At 60.6% G+C, this 12,980-nt stretch carries 10 protein-coding genes and 1 tRNA gene; 4 read left to right on the plus strand and 7 right to left on the minus strand.

What is annotated here, in order from left to right:
• Nucleotides 1–60: 60 nt before the first annotated feature.
• From pstB to tadA, 4 genes are all read right to left on the minus strand, one after another.
• Nucleotides 61–879 (minus strand): phosphate ABC transporter ATP-binding protein PstB, encoded by an 819-nt coding sequence (gene pstB, locus J9893_RS00480; protein ID WP_010675264.1) that lies wholly within the window; start codon nucleotides 877–879, stop codon nucleotides 61–63.
• Nucleotides 880–983: 104 nt separating this feature from the next.
• Complete coding sequence (gene pstA, locus J9893_RS00485; protein ID WP_128313625.1) at nucleotides 984–2,633, minus strand: phosphate ABC transporter permease PstA; 1,650 nt, start codon at nucleotides 2,631–2,633, stop codon at nucleotides 984–986.
• A gap of 17 nt (nucleotides 2,634–2,650) precedes the next feature.
• Nucleotides 2,651–4,888, minus strand: coding sequence for an ABC transporter permease subunit (locus J9893_RS00490; protein ID WP_210599817.1), 2,238 nt, complete (start codon nucleotides 4,886–4,888; stop codon nucleotides 2,651–2,653).
• A 168-nt stretch (nucleotides 4,889–5,056) separates the two neighbouring features.
• Nucleotides 5,057–5,605: a tRNA adenosine(34) deaminase TadA gene (gene tadA, locus J9893_RS00495; protein ID WP_080768115.1), complete on the minus strand. Its 549-nt coding sequence runs from the start codon at nucleotides 5,603–5,605 to the stop codon at nucleotides 5,057–5,059.
• Between the two features lie 385 nt (nucleotides 5,606–5,990).
• On the opposite strand from tadA, the gene J9893_RS00500 reads away from it, so the two are divergent.
• The 4 genes from J9893_RS00500 (at nucleotide 5,991) to aceA (ending at nucleotide 10,146) form a co-directional block, all read left to right on the plus strand.
• Nucleotides 5,991–6,067, plus strand: a tRNA-Pro gene (locus J9893_RS00500).
• Between the two features lie 255 nt (nucleotides 6,068–6,322).
• Nucleotides 6,323–6,463: a hypothetical protein gene (locus J9893_RS00505; RefSeq protein ID WP_010675269.1), complete on the plus strand. Its 141-nt coding sequence runs from the start codon at nucleotides 6,323–6,325 to the stop codon at nucleotides 6,461–6,463.
• Nucleotides 6,464–7,155: 692 nt separating this feature from the next.
• Nucleotides 7,156–8,763, plus strand: coding sequence for a malate synthase A (aceB, locus tag J9893_RS00510; RefSeq protein WP_210599818.1), 1,608 nt, complete (start codon nucleotides 7,156–7,158; stop codon nucleotides 8,761–8,763).
• Nucleotides 8,764–8,832: 69 nt separating this feature from the next.
• Nucleotides 8,833–10,146, plus strand: a complete 1,314-nt coding sequence (gene aceA / locus J9893_RS00515) for an isocitrate lyase (protein ID WP_041213155.1) — start codon at nucleotides 8,833–8,835, stop codon at nucleotides 10,144–10,146.
• A gap of 206 nt (nucleotides 10,147–10,352) precedes the next feature.
• Here aceA and hda read toward each other — a convergent pair whose 3' ends face one another.
• From hda to upp, 3 genes are all read right to left on the minus strand, one after another.
• A complete protein-coding gene (hda, locus tag J9893_RS00520; protein ID WP_010675272.1) occupies nucleotides 10,353–11,054 on the minus strand; it encodes a DnaA inactivator Hda in 702 nt (233 codons plus the stop codon).
• Nucleotides 11,055–11,156: 102 nt separating this feature from the next.
• Nucleotides 11,157–12,185, minus strand: a complete 1,029-nt coding sequence (locus J9893_RS00525) for a DUF2066 domain-containing protein (RefSeq protein WP_210599819.1) — start codon at nucleotides 12,183–12,185, stop codon at nucleotides 11,157–11,159.
• A gap of 141 nt (nucleotides 12,186–12,326) precedes the next feature.
• On the minus strand, nucleotides 12,327–12,953 hold the full coding sequence (gene upp / locus J9893_RS00530; RefSeq protein ID WP_005302745.1) for a uracil phosphoribosyltransferase: 627 nt from the start codon (nucleotides 12,951–12,953) through the stop codon (nucleotides 12,327–12,329).
• Between the last annotated feature and the right edge of the window lie 27 nt (nucleotides 12,954–12,980).

A 12,980-nucleotide genomic window follows, 5' to 3' on the forward strand; every position in this document is an offset into this window, starting at 1 on the left:
GCCAATCTGTTTGTTGATGCTCATCTTGCTCATCTTGCTCATCTCAATCAGCGGCATCCCTTAACCGTAACGACCGGTAATGTAGTCTTCGGTCTTCTTCTTGGCCGGGGTGGTGAAGATGGTGTTGGTATTCGAGTACTCGATGAGTTCCCCCATGTACATGAACGCGGTCTGATCCGAGACCCGCGCCGCCTGCTGCATGTTGTGGGTCACGATCACCACGGTGAACTGGCTCTTGAGCTCGTTGATGAGCTCCTCGATGGTGAGGGTGGAGATGGGGTCCAGCGCCGAGGTCGGTTCATCGAGCAGCAGCACTTCCGGCTCGATGGCGATGGCACGGGCAATCACCAGACGCTGCTGCTGACCACCGGAGAGGCCGAAGGCGTTGTCGTGCAGACGATCCTTCACCTCCTCCCACAGGGCGGCACCGCGCAGGGAACGCTCGGCGGCCTCGTCCAGAGTACGGCGGTCATTGATGCCCTGCAGGCGCAGGCCGTAGACCACGTTCTCGTAGATGGACTTGGGGAAGGGGTTGGGGCGCTGGAACACCATGCCCACCTGACGGCGAAGGGCGGAGACATCCACGCTCTTGTCGTAGATATTGTGGCCGTGCAGCTGGATCTCCCCCTCGATGCGGCAAATCTCCACCAGATCGTTCATCCGGTTGATGCAGCGCAGCAAAGTGGACTTGCCGCAACCGGACGGGCCGATGAAGGCGGTGACCTGACCCTTGGGGATCTTCATGTTGACGTTGAACAGCGCCTGCTTGTTGCCGTAGTACAGGTTGAGATCCTTCACCTCCAGCGCAGTCTGCTCCGGGGTCAGGTTGAGCAGGTCGGTGGCGGTGTGCGGGGCCGAACTCGGTGTTACGTTGATCATCTGTTTACCTCAAATTCTCTTGGTGGCAGCGGGCAAACGTCTTGCCCGCTGCCGGAATATCTGGTTGGCAGGGAAGGTCCCTGCCCGTCTCTGTAATGGCTGGATTAATGTTCCAGCGACCGGAATTTCTCGCGCAGGTGGTTACGAATACCGATCGCCGTCAGGTTGAGGCCGACGATCACCGTCACCAGCAGGAAGGAGGTGGCGTAGACCAGAGGACGCGCCGCCTCGACGTTCGGGCTCTGGAAGCCCACGTCATAGATGTGGAAGCCCAGGTGCATGAACTTGCGCTCCACGTGCAGGTACGGGAAGTTGCCGTCCATCGGCAACGTTGGAGCAAGCTTCACCACCCCCACCAGCATTAGCGGCGCCACCTCGCCCGCCGCACGGGCAATCGCCAGGATAAGGCCGGTCATGATGGCCGGGCTGGCCATGGGCAGCACGATGCGCCAGAGGGTCTCGGCCTGGGTAGCACCCAGCGCCAGCGAACCCTGGCGAATGGTGCTCGGGATCCGGGCCAGCCCCTCTTCGGTGGAGACGATCACCACCGGCAGGGTCAGAATGGCCAGGGTCAGGGCTGACCAGATGACTCCGGGGGAACCGAAGGTCGGGCTCGGCAGCGCTTCCGGGTAGAAGAGGCGGTCGATGCTGCCCCCCAGGGTGTAGACGAAGAAGCCCAGACCAAACACGCCGTAGACGATGGAGGGCACCCCCGCCAGATTGATCACCGCGATACGGATGATCTTGGTCAGGCTGTTCTTGCCCGCGTACTCATGCAGGTAGACGGCCGCCACCACCCCGAGCGGGGTCACGATGATGGCCATCAGGATCACCATGAAGACGGTGCCGAAGATGGCAGGGAAGACGCCGCCCTCGGTGTTCGCCTCCCGGGGGTCATCGGAGACGAACTTGCCTATCTGGTGGAACCAGTGACCCACCTTGGCCATCAGGCTCATGTCGTTGGGCCAGACCACATCCAGCACCCGGGACATGGGCATGGTCACCAGCTCGCCGCGCATGTCCTTGACGGTGATGCTGTCTCTGTCCGCCTGGGTACGCAGGGAGAAGAGCTCTTTCTCCAGCACCTGGTAACGGTCGTTGAGCGCCTGACGCTCGCTCGCCAGCTCGGCTTTAAGCTGATCGGTCAACTTGTCATCCAGCTCGGCCTTGCGCTCTTTCAGGCGCAGGCGCTCCAGCTGATAGTTGATGCTGCCGATGGCCCCTTTTTGCAGGTCGTTGGCTTGGCTTGAGAGGCCGTTGGCACGGGCCAGCACCCGCTGCAAGGCGGGATGCAGATCCGTGGTCAGCTCCTGGCCATCTTCCTTCACCGAGGTGATGTAACCATAGAAGTTGCCGTTGGTGGCGCGTTCCACCATGGCGAGCTCCACCGGCTGGGTGCGCGATTTGATATCGGTCTCCAGTACCCAGCGGAAATCGAGGTCGACGAACTCCCGGTTGCCGGTCTTGACCAGATAACGGGTAATCTCTTCGCGCTCCTCCCCTTCCAGCGCCTGGCCTGCGGCGCGCAGGCGCTCCACCGGCACCAGCTCCCGGTCGTTGATCTCGCCAATCAGGACGCTCTTGTTGCCGCTTGCATCTTCAAGTTGCCACTCATAGATGGGATGGGGCCAGAAATAGACCAGACCACGCCAGCCGATCAGCAACAACAGACCCAGTACGGCCACCAGACTCAGGCTGACGGCGCCCCCCGTCATCCAGATCCAGGGGGCCCCCGATTTAAACCACTTACCCATTGTCGATTCCTTAGTCCTTACAGAGAGCTGTACTTTTCACGCAACCGCTGGCGGACGAATTCGGCCAGGGTATTGAACAAGAAGGTGAACACAAACAGCACGAAGGCGGCGAGGAAGAGCACCCGGTAGTGGGAGCTGCCCACTTCCGATTCCGGCATCTCCACCGCAATGTTCGCCGCCAGGGTCCGTAGCCCCTGGAACATGGAAAAGTCCATGATGGGGGTGTTGCCTGTGGCCATCAGCACGATCATGGTCTCGCCCACGGCGCGGCCAAGGCCCATCATCACCGCCGAGAAGATGCCCGGGCTCGCGGTGAGGATCACCACCCGGCTCAGGGTCTGCCACGGGGTCGCCCCCAGCGCAAGCGAGCCCTGGGTCAGGTGCTTGGGCACCGAGAAGACCGCGTCTTCGGCGATGGAGAAGATGGTGGGGATGACCGCAAAGCCCATGGCGATACCGACCACCAGGGAGTTGCGCTGGTCAAACTTGATGCCCATGTCGTGGGTCAGCCAGATGCGCGAATCACCGTGCATGAAGGCGTTCTCGATGATGGGGCTCAAGGCGAAGGCGCCCCATCCGATGAACAGCAGCACAGGGATGAGCAGGATGGCGTGCCAGCCTTCCGGCAGCCAGGTGCGGCCGCGCTCCGGCAGATAGTTCCACACCAGGGCGGTGAGCAGCATGCCCATGGGCAGCAGGATCAGCAGCAGGATCACCCCGGGCAGGGCCCCTTCGATGATGGGCGCAAGCCACAGACCCGCCAGGAAGCCGAGGATGACGGTCGGCAGCGCCGCCATGATCTCCACCGTCGGCTTGACGTATTTGCGCAGCCCCGCCGACATGAAGTAGGCGGTATAGATGGCACCGGCGACACCCAGGGGCACCGCGAACACCATGGCATAGAAGGAGGCTTTCAAGGTACCGAACACCAGGGGCACCAGGCTCAGCTTGGCTTCGAAGTCGTTGCTGGCGGAGGTGGACTGCCACACGTACTGGGGCTCGGGATAGCCTTCATACCACACCTGTTGCCAGAGGGCAGACCAGGTTACCTCGGGGTGATCGTTCTCGACGTCAAAGACCTTGAAGTCATCCCCCTGCTGGGTCAACAGCAGGTTGTGGCGAGGAGAGATGGCAACGGCAGCCAGGTTGCCCCCGTCAACCTTCTCGCCAAGCAGCTTGGCTTCGCCGGTGGCATGGAAGAAGTTGATGGTGCCGTCGCTGCCTGCGCTGATGAAGCCCTTGCGAAAGTGCTCGGGGGTCAGCAGGGCGACCGGCGCGTCACTCTTGAAGTCACGGATCTGGGTGAACTGGCGCTTGCCATCCTTTGCCACCTCGAACCACTGGGAGATGACGCCGTTGTCGTTGCCCACCAGCAGGGAGGACGCACCGGAGAGCAGTGCCACCTGGGTCACGCTGGCATTGGGGGCGTTGATCTCCATGACATTGCGCAGGGAGATGTCGCTCAGGTTGTGGATGTCATAGACCGACAGGCGGTTGCCCTCGCGCACGAACAACAGGCGCAGGTTCGGGGTCAGCAGCATCTGGTCAACATGGCGTGGCAGGGACGGAATGGTGTAGGTCTGGTTGCTCCACTCGATTTCGCCGGAGAGGAAATTCTCCTCACCGCTCATCACCATCAGCACACCACGACCATCTTCGGTCACGGCCGCGGTCGCCATTTTGTCCTTGGTCGCCTCGAAGACCATGCGCGTCAGCGCCTTGCCCTGGGGATCGATCACCACAGGGGTCTCGCCGAAGGGATATTGCAGGCTGGGCTCGATGACGCGCACGTCATTGGGATAGGAGATCTTGAAATAGGGTTGCACCACCTGGGCCTTGCCGTCGGCAAACCCATAGGCGATGAGTTTCTGGCCCGGCGCAGGCGGCGCGACCGCCGTGATCTCGCCGTCCACCTGCGCCTCACCAATCACCTGTCCGGTCTTGATCTTGCCATCCGGTTGCACGGCAAAGAATTTGACCTTCCCCTGGTCGCTGAAGCGGTAACCTATCTCGTTTTGCTCCTCGACCCCGAGCCAGGCGGTCTTGCCCTTGATGGGCAGGGTGAAGGAAGCGGTGCTCTCCATGCTGGCGCCATTGAAGATGGGCTTCACCACATAAAGCAGGTAGAAGAAGATGAGCAGCAGCGCCACCAGCACCAGGGCTCCCCCTGTGGTGACGCCATATTTGGCCAATTTATCCTTGATCCGGCGTTTTCGACTGCCCGCCATGACCAGATTTAACGATTCCGATGACATGCAAGACCTCAATGTGAGCTAGGCTTGGCGGCATTATATGGCGGATGCATGACAGTTTTGTTACATCAACAGCGGCAAAGAGCGCAGGCTCCATCGGGGGGGTGGCAGTTGATATTCGGTGGGAAGCAGGCAGCCGGTCTGGCAGTGAAATAAAAGCAAACGGGGCCATCAGGCCCCGCTGTCATCTTGAGGAAGCGCCTCTTTCGCGGCGAGTCTGGCCGCCTTCTTCTCGGCGCGGCGCCGTTTGAAGAAATCCGACAGCTGGGCCGAGCAGGCGTCGGCGAGCACCTCCCCCGTCAGTGCCACCTGGTGGTTGTGGCGGGGATCCAGCAGGATATCGAACACAGACCCTGCCGCCCCCGTCTTCAAATCCCGGGCACCATAGACCACCCGCTTGACCCGGCTGTGGATGAGGGCGCCGGCACACATGCAGCAGGGCTCCAGCGTCACATAGAGGGTGGTGTCGAGCAGGCGATAGTTTTCAAGCTGCTTGCCCGCTTCCCGAAGCGCCATCACCTCGGCATGGGCACAGGCGTCGTGCTCGCTGATGGAGCGATTCCACCCCTCTGCCACTATCTTGTCCCCCAGCACCAGCACGGCGCCCACCGGGATCTCGCCTATCCCCTCTGCCCTGGCTGCCAGGGCCATGGCATGGCGCATCCAGCGTTCGTCCTCCTCGCGCTGGCTGATCTGTGCTGCAACTTCAGATGGTTTCACGCCCTGATCCTCTCGTCGATATGATGTCGGCTTGCCTGGCCCCTGCACGGCATCGGCCGCGTACTCCCGGATTGCTGCGTCCCGGCCCTGGGCACACCGGGCCCCTTCCCCCTCGCGCTGGCCGGTAGCCGGTAGCCCACGGCAGAAGATGCTGTCAATGAAAGAGAGGCCAAAGGCCCCGGCGACATAAGAACGCCCCGAGTCGGGTGTTCGCCACCCTGTGCCCGCCTAAGGGGGCGGCGATTATGCCAAAACTCCGGCCAGGGCCCAAGTTGCATCTTGGCTGAACAATAAAGAAGCAGTCGGCATCTCCCTGATAAAAAAGGAGTTGCGCCCGCCAAATCATCCGATTAGACTTCCTTCCCGTCAGCCGAGCTGACTCCGTCGGTGTGTAGCGCAGCCAGGTAGCGCATCTGCATGGGGTGTAGAGGGTCGGAGGTTCGAATCCTCTCACACCGACCAAATTCCCCGAAATAGCCCAGTCAAACGACTGGGCTATTTTTTTGCCTGCACGCCCGACGCTTGCCTCTTTTCCTCTCACCTCCCCCGTTCATCGGGTCGCCGCTTTTTATTGGCATGAATTTTATACAGAACCACTTGAAGCTTTCATAAAGTGCCGCTAGGATACGCAACTTTTCCGCCGGCCATAAAAACAGGGAGGTGGACACTAGGGTGATGGAATCACCGACCGGCTTGCAATCAATGAGGCAAGCATCCATGACCCAAGCTGTTGACTCCCAGCCCGTTCAGCCCCTGATCTCCCCCACGCCCTCCGAGCTCGATTCCGCAGAGCACGGGTTTGGCAGTTCAGTGCACCTCGATGTGATCGATCTCGCCGCCCCGGATGAAGATTACTGAGACGAGCCCGTGCCATAGTGCGGTTCAAGACGCCGGTTTTGCTGTCCGGCACCGCCCTTGACCCAGGCCAACAGACCGCCACCGCAAATAACGACAAAATGCTAGTTTTTCTTCAAAAATCAGTTTAATTGACCATCTCCTGCGTTCCAACCTCCCTCTCCTTCATGGACACGCCTTGATACAAACCTACGTTATTGCTCGTCATTTCCCTCTCTCCTGTTCGCCTTCGCCATTTTGACTCAATTTGACATTTTAGTTTTAAACGCCAGTTCACTACCCGGTTACTTCATAGCCCCCATGCAGTCTGGATTGAACGAAGGCATTTCATACAGCTGTTTTTGCAAAGCTTGGAGTAATGTCGGGATTTGTTTTTGCATTTGTAATTTTATTACGTAATTAGTTACATTTTTAACCCATCCCCTCTACCGAAATCCTCCCCCCTGCCGCCCCGGCGACCCAAGAGCATAACCATCTGCAAAGAGCTTTTGCACTAATCACATAAATCCATTTAAAACAGCACCTTAACTATCATCAAAAAACACCCGTTTTAAAAATCAAGTTGACGAATCCGCCATTATTTTGCACCTTATGAATCGTGTTACCCCGCTGTTACGGGGAGTTTGAAAGAAAGGGATATAGACGTTAGTCGTAGTTAATAAATTCAAAATGTAACTTTTGGAGGAGTACCCACTATGTCGGCACCGGCCCAGACCATCAGCAGCACCCGCCTGCGCATTCAAGGCGAGATGCTTCCCGATTACGCGCAGATCCTGACGCCGGATGCGGTGGCCCTGGTGTCCGAACTGGTGGAACGTTTCGCACCCCAACGCAACGAGCTGCTGAAGCAGCGAGTCGCACGCCAGGCCCGTATCGATGGCGGCGAGTTGCCGGACTTCCTGCCAGAGACCGCCCATATTCGCGATGGTGACTGGACCATTCGCGGCATCCCCGCCGATCTGCAGGACCGCCGTGTGGAGATCACCGGCCCGGTCGAGCGCAAAATGGTGATCAATGCCCTCAACGCCAACGTCAAGGTCTTCATGGCGGACTTCGAGGACTCCCTGGCCCCGGCCTGGAACAAGGTGATCGAGGGCCAGATCAACCTGCGCGATGCGGTCAACGGCACCATTGCCTACCAGAGCCCGGAGGGGAAGGCTTATACCTTGAATCCAAATCCGGCCGTGCTCATCTGCCGGGTGCGCGGTCTGCATCTGCCGGAGAAGCACGTCACCTTTGATGGTGCCCCCATTCCCGGCGGCCTGTTCGACTTCGCCCTCTATTTCCTGCACAACCACAAGGCGTTGCTGGCCAAGGGCTCCGGTCCCTACTTCTACGTACCCAAGCTGCAGAGCCATCTGGAAGGGCGCTGGTGGAGCGAGGTATTCGCCTGGACCGAAGACAGGTTTGCTCTGCCCCGCGGTACCATCAAGGCCACCGTGCTCATCGAGACCCTGCCGGCGGTATTCGAGATGGACGAGCTGCTCTATCAGATGAAGGATCACATCGTCGCCCTCAACTGCGGCCGCTGGGATTACATCTTCAGCTATATCAAGACCTTGAAAAACCACCCGGATCGCGTCCTGCCGGATCGTCAGGTGGTGACCATGGACAAGCCGTTCCTCTCTGCCTACTCGCGGCTGCTGATCAAGACCTGCCACAAACGCGGCGCGCTGGCGATGGGGGGCATGGCCGCCTTTATTCCGGCCAAGGACGCGGCAGTCAACGAACAGGTGTTTGCCAAGGTGCACGCAGACAAGCAGCGCGAGGCCGACAACGGCCACGATGGCACCTGGGTCGCCCACCCCGGTCTGGCCGATACCGCCATGGCGGTGTTCAACGCCACCATTCCGGCGGGTGCCCAGAACCAGATCGGCGTGCTGCGCGAGCAGGATGCCCCCATCACGGCCGCCGACCTGCTGGCCCCCTGTGAGGGTGATCGCACCGAGGCGGGCATGCGCACCAATATCCGCGTCGCCCTGCAATACCTGGAAGCCTGGATCAACGGCAATGGCTGCGTGCCCATCTACGGACTGATGGAAGATGCCGCCACCGCCGAGATCTCCCGCACCTCCATCTGGCAGTGGATCCGCCACGGCAAAACCCTCTCCAACGGTCAGGCGGTGACCAAGGCGCTGTTCCGCCAGATGCTGGCCGAGGAGCAGGAGGTGGTCAGAGGCGAAGTGGGCGAGGCCCGCTGGCAATCGGGCCGTTTCGCCGAGGCGAACGCCCTGATGGACGAGATCACCTGCGCCGACACACTCATCGATTTTCTGACGCTGCCCGGCTACGAGCGGCTGTGAGACCCGGGCCGGTAACGGCCCCCATAACAAGTCAATGGAAACGTGAAATCAATGAAAGAGGGAACTGATATGGCACTGACCCGTGAGCAACAGATCCAGGCTATCGAGAAAGACTGGGCAGAAAACCCCCGCTGGAAAGGGATCAAGCGCGGCTACAGCGCCGAGGACGTGGTGAACCTGCGTGGCAGCCTGCAGCCGGCACACACTCTGGCCCAACGCGGCGCCGACAAACTGTGGGAGCTGATCCACGGCGGCGCCAAGAAGGGCTATGTAAACTGCCTCGGCGCCCTGACCGGCGGCCAGGCGGTACAACAAGCCAAGGCCGGCATCGAAGCCATCTATCTCTCCGGCTGGCAGGTGGCGGCGGACAACAACCTCTCCTCCACCATGTACCCGGATCAGTCCCTCTACCCGGCCAACTCCGTCCCCTCCGTGGTGGAGCGCATCAACAACTCCTTCGCCCGGGCCGACCAGATCCAGTGGGCCAACAAGGTTGGACCAGAGGACAAAGGCTTCATCGACTACTTCCTGCCCATAGTAGCGGATGCGGAAGCCGGTTTCGGCGGCGTGCTGAACGCCTTCGAACTGATGAAGGGGATGATTGAAGCGGGCGCCGCCGGCGTGCACTTCGAAGATCAGCTCGCGTCCGTGAAAAAGTGCGGCCATATGGGCGGCAAGGTGCTGGTCCCGACCCAGGAAGCGGTGCAAAAGCTTGTCGCGGCTCGCCTCGCGGCAGATGTCTGCGGCACCACCACCCTGGTGATCGCCCGCACCGACGCCAACGCAGCGGATCTGCTGACCACGGATGCCGACCCCTACGATGCCGGCTTCCTGACCGGTGAGCGCACCAGTGAGGGCTTCTACAAGGTGCAGGCCGGCATCGAGCAGGCCATCTCCCGCGGCCTGGCCTACGCCCCTTACGCCGACATGGTGTGGTGCGAGACCGCCAAGCCCGATCTGGACGAGGCGCGCAAATTTGCCGAGGCCATCAAGGCCCAGTACCCGGACAAGATCCTGGCCTACAACTGCTCCCCGAGCTTCAACTGGAAGAAGAACCTGGACGATGCCACCATCGCCCGCTTCCAGCAAGAGCTCTCCGACATGGGCTACAAGTACCAGTTCATCACCCTGGCGGGTATCCACAACATGTGGTTCCACATGTACGAGCTGGCCTACCAGTACGCCCGTGGCGAGGGAATGAAGCACTATGTCGAGATGGTGCAGCAGCCGGAATTTGCCGCCGCCGAGCGGGGCTACACCTTCGTGGCACACCAGCAGGAAGTGGGTACCGGTTACTTCGACAAGGTGACCACCGTCATTCAGGGCGGCCAGTCGTCGGTGACCGCGCTGACCGGCTCGACCGAAGAAGATCAGTTCCACTGATAACTGTGTAATGCTCGCAAACAAACCCCGGCCAAGTCCCGGGGTTTGTCATTATGGGGCTTAGAACCTATCCCAGTAGGCGTAATCGTTGAAGGCAGTTTGAACACGGACAGCGCGCAGAAACCGGAGCGTACTGTAGTACGTGAGGATTTCGAGCACTGCCCAGGTTCAAAATGGCGAATAAGATAGCCTAATGTGATAGGTTTTCAGAGCTCGAGGATCTCTTTGACGAAAGGGATAGTGAGCTTGCGCTTGGCACGGAAGGAGGCGTTGTCGAGACGATTGAGGGTGGCAAGCAGGGTACGCATGTCGCGGGAGAGGCGGTTGAGCAGGAAACGGCCCACGTCGATGGGCAGCTTGAAACCCCGCAGCTCGGCGCGCAGTTGCAGGGCGCTGAGTTTGCCCTCGTCGTCCAGCTCGTCGAGGTGGAAGCTCACTCCCCAGTCGAGACGGGACGCGAGATCCGGCAGTTGCAGCCCCAGCTTGCGTGGCGCGCTGCAGCCGGTAACGATGAGCGTCCCCTCCCCCTTCTCCTTCCATCGATTGTAGAAGTCGAACAGGGCCCGCTCCCACAGGGCGTTGCCGGCGATCGCCTCCAGGCTGTCAAGACAGACCAGGGGCAGGCTCTCCAAAGCATCGAGCATGCTGGGGTCAAGCTGTTCAAACTGATCGAGGGAGAGATAGGCCGCCGCCGCGTCGCGGGCGTTGACCTCGGCACAGGTGGCATGGAGCAGATGGGAGCGGCCCGACCCCTTGGCTCCCCAGAAATAGAGGAAGGGCGAGCCCTGACCGATGGCCGCATTCTTGAGGGCGGTGATCAGATGGGCGTTGTTGCCGGGATAAAAACTGACGAAGGTTTCATCATCCGGTAGTTGTACGGCTAAAGACAGTTGGGCCGGTTGCTTCACTCGTTGGGCTTTGACTGTGATATTTGCGGGCAAGTGTATCACCAGCGGGGCAGATAGAGAACCGCCCGGACCATGTCGGGCGGTCAGGATCCTTCCCCGGGATCAGGGCTGCGACCATTGATAGCGCAGGCCGCTCTCGTTGTCTTCCGCCTGATGCAGGCGGCTCTCCAGTTGCAACCCCCTCACCAGCTCGGCCTTGTCCCCCTGCAGCGAGAGGTTGAAGGTCACCTTGTCCCCTTCCAGCTTGCCGATAGCCACCTTGGTGACACTGGCCATCCCCTGCAGCAGCTTCTGGATCTGGATCATGCCATCGATGTCGGACAGCCCCTCCACCACCAGGGTCTGGCTGGAGGCGACACCGGAGAGACGGGTACCGTACTGCTGCACCAGCCAACCGGCCAGGGCATCGGCAAAGCCCTTTGCCACCTCGGCCTGGGTACCTGAACCCGTGCCCTTGGTCAGCTCGGTCAGCTCTCCTGCCTGCGCCCCCGGCTTGGTACCATAAAGACCCCAGTCGATGCTCCAGGCCTCCCCCTCCGGGCTCAGTTTGCCGAGCACCACCATTTCGGCGCCGTAACGCTGGCTCGCCTTGAGCACGGGATCGGCAAAGCGGCCCCAGACATCGGTGGCATTGACCGCCATGTTGTCATCCAAGTCCATCAGCGGGAGACTGACCGGCAGCCCCATGGCCTGGGTCTGGGCACGCAGCGCCTCGGACCAGCCATCGCCGGACTGATCCGGCAGAATGCGCCGCTCCCCTTCGTCGACCACCAGCCAGATGGCGACCTGCGGCCGCACCGGGCCAAGCAGGGCAAACTTGCTCTGGCCGACCAGGGCGTTCACCTTGACCACATTGAAATCCGCCTTGAGAAACTTGACCGAGCCGATGTCCTGATAGCTGTATTGCTGCACGTAATCCGCCGGCGCCGCCAGGGCCTTCACCACATCCGGCTGGGTGAGGATATCACGCTTGCCCGTCACCTTGACGAGCACATCCCCCAGCGCCTGGGACTGGGCGGCCGTCATGTCGCCACTGGTGGGAGCCTTGCCCTGATAGAGGTCGGTTACCTGGGCGGCCGACACCACGAGAGGCAGACAGCAGCAGAGGAGAGTCGCTAAGCGTTTCAGCATAAAGAAGATTCTCGAAATGGGGGATGGTGCTTATGGTAGCGGCAAGGCGCGCATGGCAGCAAGCAAAGGGGGGGAGAAACAGCGGAGCCGGCAGGATGCCGGCTCCGTTTGCGCGCCTTGGGCGCGGCGATGGGGTGATGCTTACTTGGTGCCGAAGATCTTGTCGCCGGCATCCCCCAGACCCGGGACGATATAGCCCTTCTCGTTCAGCCCCTGGTCGATGGAGGCACAGAACAGCTCCACGTCCGGGTGAGCGGCTTCCAGGGCCTTGATGCCTTCGGGGGCGGCAACCAGCACCAGCACCTTGATGGACTGGCAACCTTTCTTCTTGAGCAGATCGATGGTGGCGATCATGGAGCCGCCGGTGGCCAGCATGGGGTCGATGACCAGGGCCAGACGCTCTTCGATGTTGCTGACGATCTTCTCGAAGTAGGGGACAGGCTGCAGGGTCTCTTCATCGCGATAGATACCGACCACGCTGACGCGGGCGCTCGGCATGTGCTCCAGCACGCCGTCCATCATGCCAAGACCGGCGCGCAGGATGGGCACGACGGTGACCTTCTTGCCCTTGATCTGGTCGACTTCCACAGGGCCGTTCCAGCCATCGATGGTCACTTTTTCGGTTTCGAAGTCAGAGGTCGCTTCGTAGGTCAACAAACTGCCCACTTCCTTGGCCAGTTCACGGAAACGCTTGGTGCTGATGTCGCCTTCGCGCATCAGGCCGATCTTGTGCTTGACCAGGGGGTGTTTGACTTCAACGACTTTCATTATTATCTCCTCTAACCGGCGCCAAAA

The organism is Aeromonas sp. MaB10011B (assembly GCF_017939325.1).
GTDB lineage: Bacteria > Pseudomonadota > Gammaproteobacteria > Enterobacterales > Aeromonadaceae > Aeromonas > Aeromonas caviae.